At 43.1% G+C, this 15049-nt stretch carries 9 protein-coding genes; 1 reads left to right on the top strand and 8 read right to left on the bottom strand.

Annotated elements, in window-relative coordinates:
• Positions 1-217: 217 nt before the first annotated feature.
• Positions 218-3901 (bottom strand): pyruvate:ferredoxin (flavodoxin) oxidoreductase, encoded by a 3684-nt coding sequence (gene nifJ / locus ACI3E5_RS04970; protein ID WP_498820943.1) that lies wholly within the window; start codon positions 3899-3901, stop codon positions 218-220.
• A 227-nt stretch (positions 3902-4128) separates the two neighbouring features.
• Between nifJ and ACI3E5_RS04965 the strand changes: the two genes are divergently transcribed.
• On the top strand, positions 4129-4644 hold the full coding sequence (locus tag ACI3E5_RS04965) for a DsbA family protein (protein WP_086295240.1): 516 nt from the start codon (positions 4129-4131) through the stop codon (positions 4642-4644).
• A gap of 87 nt (positions 4645-4731) precedes the next feature.
• Here ACI3E5_RS04965 and whiA read toward each other — a convergent pair whose 3' ends face one another.
• The 7 genes from whiA to uvrB all read right to left on the bottom strand — a co-directional run bounded on the left by whiA (position 4732) and on the right by uvrB (position 14785).
• On the bottom strand, positions 4732-5667 hold the full coding sequence (gene whiA / locus ACI3E5_RS04960; RefSeq protein ID WP_005225954.1) for a DNA-binding protein WhiA: 936 nt from the start codon (positions 5665-5667) through the stop codon (positions 4732-4734).
• An 18-nt stretch (positions 5668-5685) separates the two neighbouring features.
• Positions 5686-6687 (bottom strand): gluconeogenesis factor YvcK family protein, encoded by a 1002-nt coding sequence (locus ACI3E5_RS04955; protein ID WP_194185312.1) that lies wholly within the window; start codon positions 6685-6687, stop codon positions 5686-5688.
• On the bottom strand, positions 6684-7574 hold the full coding sequence (gene rapZ / locus ACI3E5_RS04950) for an RNase adapter RapZ (RefSeq protein WP_005225952.1): 891 nt from the start codon (positions 7572-7574) through the stop codon (positions 6684-6686). Before rapZ ends, ACI3E5_RS04955 begins: the two co-directional genes overlap by 4 nt.
• Before the next feature lie 113 nt (positions 7575-7687).
• Entirely contained in the window at positions 7688-8398 is a 711-nt protein-coding gene (locus ACI3E5_RS04945) for an amino acid racemase (protein ID WP_194185311.1), read from the bottom strand.
• A gap of 3 nt (positions 8399-8401) precedes the next feature.
• Positions 8402-9655 carry a carboxylate--amine ligase gene (locus ACI3E5_RS04940; RefSeq protein WP_016610145.1) on the bottom strand — a complete coding sequence of 418 codons (1254 nt, stop codon included), beginning with the start codon at positions 9653-9655 and terminating at the stop codon, positions 8402-8404.
• Between the two features lie 308 nt (positions 9656-9963).
• Positions 9964-12780: an excinuclease ABC subunit UvrA gene (gene uvrA / locus ACI3E5_RS04935; protein WP_005225949.1), complete on the bottom strand. Its 2817-nt coding sequence runs from the start codon at positions 12778-12780 to the stop codon at positions 9964-9966.
• A 13-nt stretch (positions 12781-12793) separates the two neighbouring features.
• The gene (gene uvrB, locus ACI3E5_RS04930) at positions 12794-14785 is read right to left on the bottom strand and encodes an excinuclease ABC subunit UvrB (RefSeq protein ID WP_194185310.1); all 1992 of its coding nucleotides are present in this window, start codon (positions 14783-14785) and stop codon (positions 12794-12796) included.
• Positions 14786-15049 lie beyond the last annotated feature (264 nt).

Raw genomic sequence — 15049 nt, 5'->3', positions numbered from 1 at the left:
CTCTTCAAAGATTTGAAAAAAAACAAATTTATGAAAAAGTTTTGAAAAAATAAACAGCTCTTTTACTTAGTTTACCATTATCCTGAAATCATTGTTTGTCAAAGGTCTTAGAAGATTTCATCTAAACGAGCTTCTTGCACTCATTTCTTAGGAAAAACAACAAATGACCCTAAAAAACGGGTCAAACCGTTTTTCAGGGTCATTTCTCAGCGAGCGATTACTCTTGCTGACGGCGCTTTGCGCGCGCTGCACGCCGTGCTGCTCTTTCAGCGAGCTGTTCTTCGCTTAACGGCTGTTTTTCTCTTCGTACACGCTCCGTTTTTACTGCCGTTGGTTGTTCTGCATCAGTACTTACCTTTTTTTCAAGCTTTGCTCGTATTTTTTCTTCTTGACCTGCTAAGCGGGCATAGTTGTAGAAACGAGTTTTCGCATCTGAAACGGTTTTTTCAAACAATGCTTGCGCCGCATTCGGATTGGCAGACTGCAAGGATGCAAATCGAACTTGTGTCTGCATAAAGGCAGGCATTTGATCAAATGCTGGCTTTTTGAAATCGAGTGTCATTGGCTGTTTCCCTTTTTCTGCCAACAGCGGGTTATAGTGGTAGAGACTCCAATACCCCGACGCAACTGCTTCTTGTGCTTCTTTCAAGGATTTACGCATTCCGCCTGCAAGACCGTGGGTGATACATGGCGTATAGGCAATGATGATTGACGGTCCTGGGAACCGCTCGGCTTCTTCAAAGGCTTTGATCGTTTGCATTTGATTGGCACCAGATGCGATTTGTGCGACATAGACATGTCCGTAGGTCATCGCCATCATTCCTAAATCTTTTTTGGAAACAAACTTGCCACTCGCAGCGAATTTAGCAATGGCCGAAGTCGGTGTCGCTTTAGAGACTTGCCCCCCTGTATTAGAATAGACTTCATTATCTAACACGAGAATATTGACGTCTGCACCAGAAGCGAGAACATGATCGATACCGCCAAACCCAATATCATATGCCCAGCCGTCACCGCCTATCATCCATTGGCTTGGCTTAACAAACAAATCTTTCTCCTGCAAGATTTTGTTCAGCTGAGGTGTTGTGGCAGCTTCAGCTTCTAAGGCGGCGATCAATTTTGCTGCTCGCTGCTGCGTCCCAGCACTTTCTTCTCGATGAAGGTCCCAATCATCAATCAAAGCCTGCAATTCTTCTGATACATTGGCTTTCAACGACTGCAGCTGGGCTGCTAATTTCTCCCGTCGGGTTTGGTTGGCTAAGAACATGCCATAGCCATATTCGGCATTGTCTTCAAACAACGAGTTTGACCAAGCTGGCCCTTGTCCTAAGTGATTGGTTGTATAAGGGGATACTGGTGAGGTTCCACCCCAAATCGAAGAGCAGCCGGTCGCATTGGCGATCATCATGCGATCACCAAACATTTGGGTCAATAGTTTCACATAGGGGGTTTCCCCACAGCCCGCACAAGCACCAGAGAACTCCAACAAAGGTTTATTGAATTGAGAGCCCAAAACAGTTCCTGGTTTTGCTGGATTTTCTTTTTGACGTAAAGTCATCGCAAAAGCCCAATTTAAAGCTTGTTCTTTTTGTTCTTCGTAAGGACGCATCGTCAAAGCTTTCCCTTTGGCGGGACATGCTTCCACACAAAGGCCGCAACCTGTACAATCTTCAACGGAAACTTGAATTCGATATTTTTGCCCATTCGCGCCTCGCATCTCTCTGACGATAAAGCCTTCAGGTGCTTCGGTTAATTCATCTTCATCTGCCAAAAACGGACGGATCGCCGCATGAGGACAGACAAAGGCACACTCATTGCACATGGTACAGCGATCTGATAGCCACTCGGGCACTTCAACAGCGATGCCCCGCTTCTCAACCGCTGTTGTCCCGACAGGGATCACCCCTTCAGTCATTTGATTTCGTACGAGGGTTCCCACGCTTAGTTGGTTGCCTTCTTGACGGTTGATGGGTTCCACGATTTCCCGCACAAATTGTGTTGTAGCAGTCGATGTCCTCTTCGGCACTTCGATCGTTGCCCACTTGCTTGGAACAGGGATTTCTTGTAATAATTCGATGGTGCGATCGATGGCTGCTTGGTTCTTTTCAACGATCGCCATCGATTTGTGCCGATAACTTTTCAACGCCTCTTCTTTTAAAATCGGCAAGATTTTCTCGGTCGGAATGATGTTTGCCAAGTAAAAGAAGGCTGTTTCCATCGCGGTATTGATCCGCCCACCTAAGCCGACTTCCATTGCCAACTGCATGGCGTTGATGGTATAAAAACGGATCTCGTTTTCAGCAAGATAACGTTTCATTTTCTTCGGTAGATTTTTTAAGATTTGCTCTTGTGACCAGGTCGTATTTAATAAAAAGGTTCCGCCTTTTTTGAGTCCTTTCAGCAAATCATACGTATGCAAATACGCAGGCGTATGACACGCAACGAAATCCGCGTGTTCGATCAAATAGGTAGAACGAATGGGGGTGTCCCCAAATCGCAGATGAGAAACCGTTAGACCACCAGATTTTTTCGAATCATAATGGAAATAGCCTTGTACATATTTTTCGGTATGGTCACCGATGATTTTGATTGCTGACTTATTTGCCCCGACGGTCCCGTCAGAGCCGAATCCCCAGAATTTCGCTTGGAAGGTGGATGGATCAGTTAGATCTAGCGTGCCCTTTGATGGCAACGACAATTGCGTCACATCATCCGTGATCCCAATGGTGAAGCGTTTCTTTTGGCTCGCTTTTGGCTTGAGCAATTCGTCATAAACGGCAACGATTTGATCAGGCGTCACATCTTTTGACCCAAGACCATAGCGTCCACCAATGATCGTCGGCCGAATCGCTGCATCATACATGGCACTTTGCACATCCAAAAGCAAAGACTCGCCATTGGCACCAGGTTCTTTGCTGCGATCCAATACAGCGATACTTTTAACGGTAGCAGGCAGTTTTTCTAAGAAGACTTCTAGTGGGAATGGTCGATACAAATGGATCGACAAGACCCCCACCTTGCGGCCTGAAGCGCATAAATGATCCACCGTTTGCTGGATCGTTTGCGTCGAGGACCCCATCGAAACGATGACTTCTTCGGCGTCCGAAGCACCATAATAATCCACTAAATCATAGTTGGTTCCTCTTAAAGCATTGATTTTTTTCATGTAAAAACGAACGATCTCAGGCAATGTTTGATAATGCTGATTGATCGTTTCCCGCTGTTGAAAATGGATATCAGGATTTTGATTCGTTCCACTCGTCGTCGGGTGATTCGGGTTCATGGCTTTTTGTCGAAAAGTAGCCAATTTTTCATGATTGACCAACTGCGCCAATTCCTCATAATCTAAGACCTCTATTTTTTGAATCTCATGACTGGTTCGAAACCCATCAAAAAAGTTTAAAAATGGGATATTGGCTTCGATAGCTGCTAAATGAGCGACTGGCGCTAAATCCATTACTTCTTGGACACTGCTTTCCGCTAACATAGCAAAGCCTGTTTGTCGGGTGGCCATTACATCGGTATGATCTCCGAAAATATTCAAGGCATTGGTGGTCACTGCTCGGCTGGCGACATGAAAGACGCCTGGCAGCATTTCCCCAGCAATCTTGTACATATTTGGTACCATTAATAAAAGTCCCTGGGATGCCGTATAGGTCGTCGTTAAGGCGCCCGTTTTTAATGAGCCGTGAACCACACCAGCCGCCCCTGCTTCAGATTGCATTTCAACCACTTTCACCGGCTGCCCAAAAAGATTATGCTTTCCTTGAGCAGACCACTGATCCACTAATTCAGCCATGGTTGAACTAGGGGTTATCGGATAGATCGCCGCAAGTTCCGTAAAGGCATAGGAAATATAGGCTGCTGCCGTATTGCCATCCATTGTTTTTCTTTTTCTCATCTATATAACTTCCTTTAATCATCATTTTGCACAATAAAACACAATTCATTATAGCTGAAAATCAAGGAATATAAAAGCACAGTCAGGGGATTTTTCATAATTTCGTGAAACGAAATACATAGTATTCAGCTCATTCTCCCCCTCTTTTCACAGACTTAAATCAAAAGACCTGAGGCTTTTCTTTCAGCAGAAACTTCGGTAAACTAAAAGAAAAAGGAGGAATCTTAATGGATATTTCAATCATCAAAGCACAAGAAACAAATGCGGTAACAGGGATACATATCGGAGATCCATCAGCTAAACCGATCGTCGAATTTATGAATTTGCGCTGCCCTTACTGTCGGCAATGGTTTGAGGAATCGTTACCGATCTTAGGTGAAGCTGTCGCAGCTGGGAAACTACGCCGTGTCATCAAACTATTCGACAAAGAAAAAGAATCATTGCAACGAGGCAATGTGATGCACCGCTTTGTTTCCAGTACAGATCCTCAGGCAACGATCGCTGAGATCACAAAAATTTATCAAACACAAGACGAATGGGGGCATTTATCTTTACCTGAAGTGGCAGAATATGCGAAAAATACCTTAGGGCTATCTGAACAAAACCATCCTGCGATCGCAGGAGAAATTGTGGAAGAAGCGAAAAACGCCAACATTCAATTTGTGCCAACGATTATCTTAGATGGGCACATTTTTGATGAATCGATCTCTGCTGAGGAATTAACTGCATTGATCAATGAATAACCTCTAACAAAAAACAGGAGCTGATTTGACACTAAAATCCATGTCAAATGCAAGCTCCTGCTTTTTTGATTTCATTCACTACTTAGATTAACTGACTTGTTCACGCAAATGATCCGCAAATTCATTGATTTTGCGAATGCGATGATTGATTCCTGATTTCGAGATCGCTCCTGATGGAATCATTTCTCCTAGCTCTTTCAAGCTGACCTCGGGATGTTCCAAACGTAATTCGGCGATTTCTTGCAGCTTTTCAGGTAAAGCTTGCAAGCCAACTCGATCTTGAATAAATTCGATATTGTCGATCTGCTTCGAAGCAGCGTCGATCGTTTTGTTCATATTGGCGGTTTCGCAATTCACCAAACGGTTGACTGAGTTACGCATATCACGCACGATCCGCACGTCCTCGAATTTCAGCATGGAATTGGTGGCACCGATCAGTGTCAAAAAATCAGCGATTTTCTCAGCGCCTTTCAAGTAAGAGATATACCCATTTCTGCGTTCTAATGCACGGGCATTCAATCCATATGCGTTTAGCATATCGCAAATATCTTGGTTATGCTCCTCGTAGATGGAATAGATCTCTAAATGATAGCGGCTGGTTTCTGGATTGTTGATGGACCCAGATGCCATGAAAGCGCCTCGTAAATAGGAACGCATTTTTTGAGTATTGCCCATGATCTCATCAGAAACATGGCTTTGAAACATCAGCCCGTCCATGATATCTAAGTCCAAAAGCACGCGCTGTGTATCTTGCTTCAAACGAACGATGTAAACGTTGTTCTTTTTTAATTTCATTTTACGACGGACCAGCAATTCGCTGCGCACGTCGTAATGATCTTTTAGTAACGAATAGATGCGTCTGGCAATCGCCGCGTTTTCTGTTTGAACGTTTAAAACAAATTGTTGGTTGTTGATACTTAATGACCCATTCATCCGAATCAAAGCGGCCAATTCTGCCTTGGCATGTTCGCGATGAACTTCTAATGCGGTCAATTCTTTTTTTACTTCTGCTGCAAAGGACATAAAAAAATCCCTCCTTTCTTAGATTTTGGCCCCGTAAACGATACGTAGAAGTTCTTCAATCACTTTATCTCCGTCATGAAAAACTCCGCCATCTCTAAGCTCCAGAAAGTCAGCTGAAATGACACGGCTGGCTTCTTCTCGCAGTCCTTGGAAATCGTGTTTCACTTGTACAAGATATTCATCATAAATCTCTGGGTCCATATACCCTTCTGGAACTTTCTCGGTGTTGACTAACACCGTATCAATAAAGGGTTTGCCTAAATGCTTATGCAGGACCCGCACATGGTCGGCATCACTAAAGTGTTCAGTTTCACCTTTTTGGGTCATGATATTACAAATATAAACCGTTTCAGCTTTTGTTTCCAACATTGCTTGGCCGATCTCGCTAATCATGAGATTGGGCAAAATACTAGTAAAGAGACTACCAGGACCCAAGACGATCATATCTGCCTCCATAATTGAAGAAACAACTTTACGAGCTGCTTTCGGCTCATCATTATTTTCTTGATTACGAACAAAGACCCGATCGATCGTTTTGCGATCAACCGCGATCTTGGACTCTCCTACCGCTTCGGTGCCGTCTTTAAAAACAGCGTGCAACACCAATGGCAGATCTGACGAAGGATAAACTCGTCCATCGATATGCATGATTTTTGACAAAATTTGAATGGCTTCATAGGTACTGCTGCGCATTTCAGCAATCGCCGCAATAATCAAGTTCCCCAGGGCATGATTGGCTAAAAATTTGTCTTCGGCTTTAAAACGGTATTGAAAAATATCATTATACAGTTGCGGCATATCAGATAGAGCCGCCAAAACATTGCGCAGATCCCCCGGTGGCGAGATAGAGGAAACCAAATTGCGAATCTCGCCGCTGCTACCGCCATCATCAGCGACCGTAACGATCGCTGTGATGTCGACACCCTGATTCCGCAAGCTCTTCAGGATGACTGGTAACCCAGTTCCGCCACCTACCACAACGATCTTCGGCTTTCTGATCCGGTACGTTTTCATTTTCATGAACGATTCACCGTCTCTTTACGCTTATCTTTGTCGCGATGAGTAATATTGACGCGATAGTCTTCTGCCAAAACCGCACCGATGCGCTCAGATAATGCAACGGAACGGTGTTGGCCCCCAGTACAGCCGATAGCCACCGTCAAGCTGCTTTTGCCTTCCTTGACATAGCCTGGCATGATCGTTTGCAACAGTGTACTAAATTGCTGATAGAATTCTTCCGTTTCTGGAAAAGACATGACGTACTCATACACGGGTTCATCTTTACCCGTTAAAGGACGCAACTCTGGAATGTAATGGGGATTCGGTAAGAAACGAACATCCATCACAATATCAGCATCGATCGGCAAGCCATACTTGAAGCCAAACGAAAGTATTTCAATACGAAACCCTGTTTCATGAGAAGCACGAAATTCTTGATTGATTTTTTCTCTCAGTTGCCGTGGGGTCAGGGTCGTTGTGTCGATAACAATACTGGCACGCGTCTTCAAATCGTTTAAGATCGCTCGCTCTTTGCGAATCCCTTCCGTAACTAAGCCATCCATCGCTAATGGATGTGCTCTTCTCGTTTCTTTGTATCTTGACACCAATTCATTGTCCGATGCATCTAAAAAGAGCATCCGTGTGTCGATAAAATTCGTGTTTTCAATATCGATCAGCATACTTTGGATTTCTTCAAAAAACGATCTTGAACGCAGATCGACAACTAAGGCAATTTTTGTCACTTTTCCTGATTCTTTGATCAGTTCCCAAAATTTAGGGATCAAGCTTGGGGGCATATTATCGATACAAAAGTACCCCATATCTTCAAAACTCTGGATCGCGACCGTTTTGCCGGCTCCGCTCATCCCAGTGATAATGACCAATTCTAAATGATCCACTTCAGTCATAGGTAAAACTCCTTTCTGAAACAACTCTATTATATCATGCCGGGCGTATCATTGGAACACCGGTATAAAAAAAGACGTTAGCTCAAAAAATGCCGCTAACGTCGCTATCAGCCTTAGATTGCTTGGCGATTTGCCAATGCTTTTTCGATCGTCCGATCAACTAAAATCGATTGGGCATCGACGACTGGATACGGATTATCAGTCACAAATTCATCCATCAAGGACAACTCGGTACATCCAAGCACTACGCTTTCACAGCCGATACGTTCGGTGACTTCTTCCAGTATCTCAAAGTAAAGTTCTTGATCCAAATGATCATTTTCTTTGATTCGATCATAGATCAATGTATTGACCTTTTTTTGGATCGTCGGTTCTGGAAGATAGACGTCAAGTCCTAACTTCCGCAATTCTTTCTCATAGATGCCGGCTTTGACACTGCCTTCTGTCCCAAGAAAGGCCACTTTTCCAGTGACGCCTTTTTCAAAAACGATTTTCGCAGCCTCACGAGGCATATGCAAAATCTCGATCTCAGTGGCAGCTTGCAGCTCATCAAAAAAATAATGGGCGGTGTTACAAGTCAACACAATAAAATTTGGCTTTAACAAATTTTGTTTTTCGATGTCGTCCATTAAATATGGAACAGGGTTTTCTAACGTGTTGTCTAAAATATATGCCGTCCGATCTGGGACTGTCGCATGATTGAATAAAACATAGTTCAAGTAATCTTGGTCTTTATGGGTCTGTGTCCGTCGGTTTAAAATGCGGACAAAACTTTCAGTCGCTAACGTTCCCATGCCGCCTAAAATACTAAAAAAATTCTCCATCTTCTAGCCTTCTTTCGTATGGAAATACGTTTTGAATCGTTTGTTGTACAGATGGAACATTCTCTTTAATAGAATCCAACGCTTTAGAGATAAGTCTTCTTTGTAAAAGACAGTCGTTCCCCAGCGATTTTCTGCTAATAATTTTTTTGCTCGTTCTTTCGCAGGATTTTCTTTTGCATAAGTCAAGAAAATATTTTTTGGTACCCCTAGCCATAATTTCGCTTCAGGTGCGTCAGCTTTGCCATAAACCGTTTCTGTGTATGGTTTTTCGAAGACTAAATCCTCTGTGATGAACTTCGCCAGATTCAATCCGCTTAAGGTAATAAAGAAACTGCTTCTTCCTTGACGCAAGTTGATTTCAAATAATTTATATTGCCCGTCTCGCGCATCATATTTCAAATCAAAATTCGCAAATCCAACATATTCGATCTCTTTTAAAAACTTACGGATCATTTGATAGATTTGATCATTTTCATCTGGAATGATCACGACATAATTCCCAACAGCTCCAGGCGTTGGATCCTCTAATAAAGGATGACCTAAACCCATCACGCGAACTTCGTGATTCTCATCAACATAGGCATTTAAGACCCGCATGTTGCTGTCATCGCCAGGAATAAAATCTTGGACGATCATTTCATATTGATAACCCGCTTGATAAATGCGAGAAACGATTTCTTCAAATTCTGTTCGATTGTCAATAATGAAGGCTTTTTTGCGCCCTTCAAAATCAACTGACAGCCACGCGACACTATTTGCTGGTTTCAAAGCCACAGGAAAATCAAAAGGCAGCTCTCCTTTGAACGTTCCTTCCGTCAACAGTTCAGGTGTTAAAATGAAGGTCTTAGGATAAGGCAAGCCATATTCCTCGCAAACTTCGTAAAAACTGACTTTATTGATCAACCGTTTTAATAGGGAATAGTCATTGGCAATAAAGGTATAATAAGGCTTCAATTCTTCTTTATGCTTCGCTAACAGTTCTGCATAGCCATCGCCGCAAGGAATCAATAAATATTTCATGGCAGGATCGTTGTAAGTATTTTTTCCTAACTTGATCAACGTCTCAGTGAATCCTGGATCATGGTCAAAACCTTCCACTTGATTGATTGTAACAATTTTACTAAAGCGGGTTGGCGCAAGTTCCGCACCAGCATAAGCAACTGATTGAATGCCATATGCTTCGTGGAATGCTCTGGCCATACCATAAACATTCATATCGCTTCCTAATAATATGGGAAGAAAATTTTCCTGACTCATCAAAAATCACTCTCTCTTTTGAATACGAAAAACGACCTCTCTCGTTTCGTTTAATTACAATAGAATTATAATACCACAAAGAAAAAAGCAATCAAAGTATCTATCTTTGATTGCTTTCTCCCACTTTGAACGGATAGAACTTATAGGCAGTTTATTCAATGCGAATATACGTATACCTATTGCTATTCTATCAAATAAAATTTTGATTTCAAGCCCTTATCATGAAATTTGCAGATATTTCACGCTTCCTTAAACTTTAGCGAAACCTATTGACAGACAAGTAAAAAAGTGAGTGCTCTTTTCCTTGCTTAAAGGACTTTTTTCAAATAATGACCGGTGTAGCTTTCAGAAACCGCAGCAATTTCTTCTGGTGTACCAGTTGCAATGATCGTTCCACCGCCTTCGCCACCTTCTGGACCTAGATCAATCACATGGTCCGCTGATTTGATGACATCCAAGTTGTGTTCGATCACTAAAACGGTATTGCCAGCGTCGACAAATCGTTCCAAAACTTTCAACAAACGGGCAATATCATCCGTATGCAGACCAGTCGTCGGTTCATCTAAGATATAAAAACTCTTGCCATTGGAATTTTTGTGCAGTTCACTGGCAAGCTTCATCCGTTGCGCTTCCCCACCAGACAAAGTAGTCGCTGGTTGTCCCATCGTGACATAACCTAGACCGACATCGACGATCGTTTGCAATTTTCGATGGATTTTAGGAATATGTTGGAAAAATTCCACTGCATCTTCCACGGTCATATCTAAGATTTCCGAAATATTTTTTCCTTTGTAATGAACTTCTAACGTTTCTGAGTTATAACGTTTGCCATGACAAACCTCACAAGGTACGTAGACATCAGGTAAGAAGTGCATCTCGATCTTGATGATTCCGTCCCCTTTACATGCTTCACAGCGTCCACCTTTTACATTAAAACTAAAGCGGCCTTTTTTATAACCACGGACTTTCGCCTCATTGGTTTTAGCAAATAAATCGCGAATGTCATCAAAGACACTGGTATACGTTGCTGGATTGCTTCGAGGCGTCCGACCGATAGGGCTTTGATCGATATCGATCAATTTCTCAATCGCTTCATAACCAGTAATGGTTTTAAAGCGACCAGGCTTATTCGAATTCCGATTGATTTTTTGCGCCAAGGCTTTTTTTAAAATTTCGTTGACTAATGTCGATTTACCAGAGCCAGAGACCCCAGTAACGGCGACGAACTTTCCTAATGGAAAATCGACCGAAATGTTTTTCAAGTTATTCTCAGAAGCACCGGTCACACGAATCTTTTCACCATTGCCTTTGCGGCGTTCCGTTGGTGTCGGGATTTGTCGTTTTCCTGATAAGTACTGACCTGTTAAGGAAGACGCATTGGCTGCGACTTCATCAGGAGTGCCTGCAGCGACGATCTCGCCACCTGCGTGTCCTGCACCTGGACCGACATCGATCAAGTAGTCCGCTGCCCGCATCGTGTCTTCGTCATGCTCAACGACGATCAGGGTATTCCCAAGATCACGCATTTTCCGCAATGAATCTAGTAAGCGATCGTTATCCCGTTGGTGAAGACCGATCGATGGCTCATCAAGAATGTAAAGCACCCCAGACAAATTGGAGCCGATTTGTGTTGCCAAACGAATCCGTTGCGCTTCCCCACCAGAGAGTGTGCCTGATGCACGACTCAAGGTCAAATAGTCCAATCCGACATTTTTCAAGAAGCTTAAACGATCATCAACTTCTTTCACGATCGGACGTGCGATCATTTGCTCTTGTTCCGATAGTTTCAATTCTTCGACAAAGTTCAACGCATTGTTGATTGCCATCTCGCTCATTTCACCAATGTGTTTTCCGTTGACTTGCACGCACAGCGCTTGAGGGTTCAAACGATAGCCATGACAAGTTTTACAAGTCAATTCCGTCATATACAAACGCATTTGATCACGGGTGAAATCAGAGTTGGTTTCATGATAACGGCGCTTAATATTTGGTAAGATTCCTTCAAAAGCTACCTCAACATCACGCACGCCACCGAAATCATTCTCATAATGGAAATGGAAAATTTCGCCATTCGAACCATTCAAAATAATGTCTTTGTGTTCTTCTGGCAGCTCTTCAAAGGGTGTGTCCATATCGATATTGAACTCTTGACAGGCTTGTTCCAGCATTTGCGGATAATACTGTGAACTGATTGGGTTCCAAGGTAATAGTGCGCCTTCACGCAACGTTTTGCTTTGATCGGGAATCACTAGGTCGACATCGACTTCTAGCTTCACACCAAGACCATCACAGTCTGGACAAGCACCAAAAGGCGCATTGAATGAAAAGAGCCGTGGCTCTAATTCACCAACTGTAAAGCCACAATACGGGCAAGAATAATGTTCACTGAAAAGCATCTCTTCTTGACCAATCACATCGACTACCGCATAGCCATCAGCTAAACGTAATGCCGCTTCAAAGGAATCAAACAGACGAGAACGGATGCCTTCCTTTACAACGATTCGGTCAATGATGATGGCAATATCATGCTTTTTATTTTTTTCTAATTCAGGCGCTTCTGAGACATCATAGACTTCGCCATCCACCCGCATCCGAACATAACCTTCTCTTTGGATACGTTCGAAGACTTTTTTGTGCTGCCCTTTCTTTTGATAAACGATAGGTGCCAACAATTGGATCTTGGTGCGTTCTGGTAATGCCAAAACTTCATCCACCATCTGCTCAACCGACTGACTAGTAATCTCAATATGATCATTGGGACAGATTGGGTGACCGATTCTGGCGTAAAGAAGCCGCAGATAATCATTGATTTCAGTAACCGTCCCCACTGTTGATCGCGGGTTCTTGCTGGTGGTTTTTTGATCGATAGAAATCGCTGGACTAAGTCCATCAATGCTATCTACGTCGGGTTTATCCATTTGCCCTAAAAACTGACGAGCATACGCCGATAGACTTTCGACATATCGGCGCTGTCCTTCGGCATACAACGTATCAAATGCTAAGGAGCTTTTCCCTGAACCCGAAAGACCAGTTACAACAACGAGCTGGTCTCTGGGAATCGTCACATCGATATTTTTTAAATTATGGGCCCGTGCCCCATGGATCACGATTTTATCATTTGCCATATTGTTTCTCCTTCTAATCAGCAGCTTTTAGCTCAAGAATAGTATCTCTCAAGGTAGCAGCCGTTTCAAAATCCAGTGCTTTCGCAGCATCTTTCATTTCTTTTTCTAATTTCAACAACAAGGTTGCTTTTTCTTCACGACTCAGCTCTTCATAAGAAGTCGCGGTGTATTCGCCAGTTTCTTCCGCCACTTTCGTGATTGCGATCAGATCGCGAATCTCTTTGATGATGGTTTTCGGTACGATTCCATGTTCTTCGTTATAGGCTTCTTGAATACTTCGGCGTCGCGCTGTTTCGTCGATCGCTCGCTGCATCGAATCGGTCATTTTATCGGCGTACATGATTACTTTTCCTTCTGAGTTACGAGCTGCTCGTCCGATCGTTTGGACTAATGAACGCTCGCTGCGCAAGAAGCCTTCCTTATCGGCATCAAGGATCGCAACCAGGGAAACTTCTGGGACGTCTAACCCTTCTCGCAATAAGTTGATTCCGACCAGTACATCAAATTCACCGAGACGCAGGTCGCGAATGATCTCTGTTCGTTCCAATGTTTTGATGTCACTGTGCAAGTATTTGACTTTGATCCCTAATTCTTTAAAGTAATCCGTCAAATCTTCAGACATTTTTTTCGTCAAGGTCGTGACAAAGACCCGTTCATTTCGCTCGACTCGCTCATTGATTTCTCCTACAAGGTCGTCAATTTGACCCATGATCGGTCGTACTTCGATCACCGGATCTAACAGACCAGTCGGACGAATGATTTGTTGAATGACGGTATCGGTTTGATCGTATTCATATGGTCCAGGTGTTGCTGAAACATAGACGATTTGGTTGACATGCTTCTCAAATTCTTCCAAGCGTAGCGGACGGTTATCCAGTGCAGAAGGCAAACGGAAACCATAATCCACTAACATTTGTTTTCTAGCACGGTCACCATTATACATCCCACGAACTTGCGGCATGGTCACGTGGGATTCATCAATAACGATCAGAAAGTCATCAGGAAAGAAATCCAATAACGTATAAGGCGGTTCGCCTTCTTTTCGTCCATCCATGTGGCGAGAGTAGTTTTCGATCCCTGAGGTATACCCCATTTCTCGCATCATTTCAATATCATAGTTGGTTCGCTGCTCTAAACGCTGTGCTTCCAGCAGCTTATTTTCTGCTCGCAAAACTTTCAGTCGTTCATCGAGTTCACATTGGATCGAAGCAATCGCATGTTCCATATGGTCTTCATTGGTCACAAAGTGAGTTGCTGGAAAGATCGACACATGTTCGGTGTCACTCATGATCTCGCCCGTCAAGGCATCGACTTCACGAATCCGATCGATTTCATCGCCAAAAAACTCAATGCGTAACGCTCGCTCATCACGAGAAGCTGGGAAAATCTCCACAACATCGCCACGTACGCGAAAACGCCCCCGTTGAAAATCGATGTCGTTTCGTTCAAATTGGATCTCGATCAATTCTTTTAATAGTTGATCGCGAGACTTTTCCATCCCTACTCGTAAAGAAACAACCTGTCTGGCATACTCGATCGGCGAACCTAAACCGAAAATACAAGAGACAGAAGCTACAACGATCACATCGTTTCTCTCTAATAAAGAACTTGTGGCCGAGTGACGCAGCTTATCGATTTCATCGTTGACACTGGAGTCTTTTTCGATGTATGTATCACTGGAAGGAACATACGCTTCTGGTTGATAGTAATCATAGTAACTGACAAAGTACTCGACCGCATTATTTGGGAAAAAGTCCTTGAACTCGCCATATAATTGTCCAGCCAGTGTTTTATTATGGGCAATGATCAATGTCGGTTTATTGACTTCCTTAATTAGATTAGAAATCGTATAAGTCTTACCGGTCCCAGTGGCTCCCAACAAAATCTGTGCTTTTTTTCCACCGACCACCCCATCAACCAATTGATGGATCGCTTCTGGTTGATCCCCAGCTGGTTGATATTTTGATACTAAGTCAAATTCATGGGAAGTTGTTCTTTCGATCATCTTCATTCCCCCTCGATTATTCTAAACGACAACAAAAAAAGAAAAACTCGCTGCCGCTTTTCCATAAATAAGTATATCATAGCGAACATACTTTCGCCATCATTTGCTATGAAAGTTTCATGCGATTAGGCATAACTTAACATGTTTGATTTTCTAACATCTGATGTGAGGTTTAAGCAATTTTGTCATATTTTTAAAGAGAAAGACTTGTGTGTTGAAGAAAAAATCCATATAATCTATAAATACGTTATATCTAAAGGGGGA

It is taken from the genome of Candidatus Enterococcus avicola (assembly GCF_047470845.1).
GTDB classification, from domain to species: domain Bacteria; phylum Bacillota; class Bacilli; order Lactobacillales; family Enterococcaceae; genus Enterococcus_D; species Enterococcus_D casseliflavus.
Note: the sequence above shows the minus strand (reverse complement) of the source record. Positions and strands in the feature narration are given on the sequence as shown.

Coding starts and splice junctions, on each gene's coding strand:
- uvrB (WP_194185310.1), bottom strand. CDS start 14,785: ATGATCGAAAGAACAACTTCCCATGAATTTGACTTAGTATCAAAATAT.
- uvrA (WP_005225949.1), bottom strand. CDS start 12,780: ATGGCAAATGATAAAATCGTGATCCATGGGGCACGGGCCCATAATTTA.
- whiA (WP_005225954.1), bottom strand. CDS start 5,667: ATGTCCTTTGCAGCAGAAGTAAAAAAAGAATTGACCGCATTAGAAGTT.
- ACI3E5_RS04955 (WP_194185312.1), bottom strand. CDS start 6,687: ATGAAAATGAAAACGTACCGGATCAGAAAGCCGAAGATCGTTGTGGTA.
- ACI3E5_RS04965 (WP_086295240.1), top strand. CDS start 4,129: ATGGATATTTCAATCATCAAAGCACAAGAAACAAATGCGGTAACAGGG.
- ACI3E5_RS04940 (WP_016610145.1), bottom strand. CDS start 9,655: ATGAGTCAGGAAAATTTTCTTCCCATATTATTAGGAAGCGATATGAAT.
- rapZ (WP_005225952.1), bottom strand. CDS start 7,574: ATGACTGAAGTGGATCATTTAGAATTGGTCATTATCACTGGGATGAGC.
- nifJ (WP_498820943.1), bottom strand. CDS start 3,901: ATGAGAAAAAGAAAAACAATGGATGGCAATACGGCAGCAGCCTATATT.
- ACI3E5_RS04945 (WP_194185311.1), bottom strand. CDS start 8,398: ATGGAGAATTTTTTTAGTATTTTAGGCGGCATGGGAACGTTAGCGACT.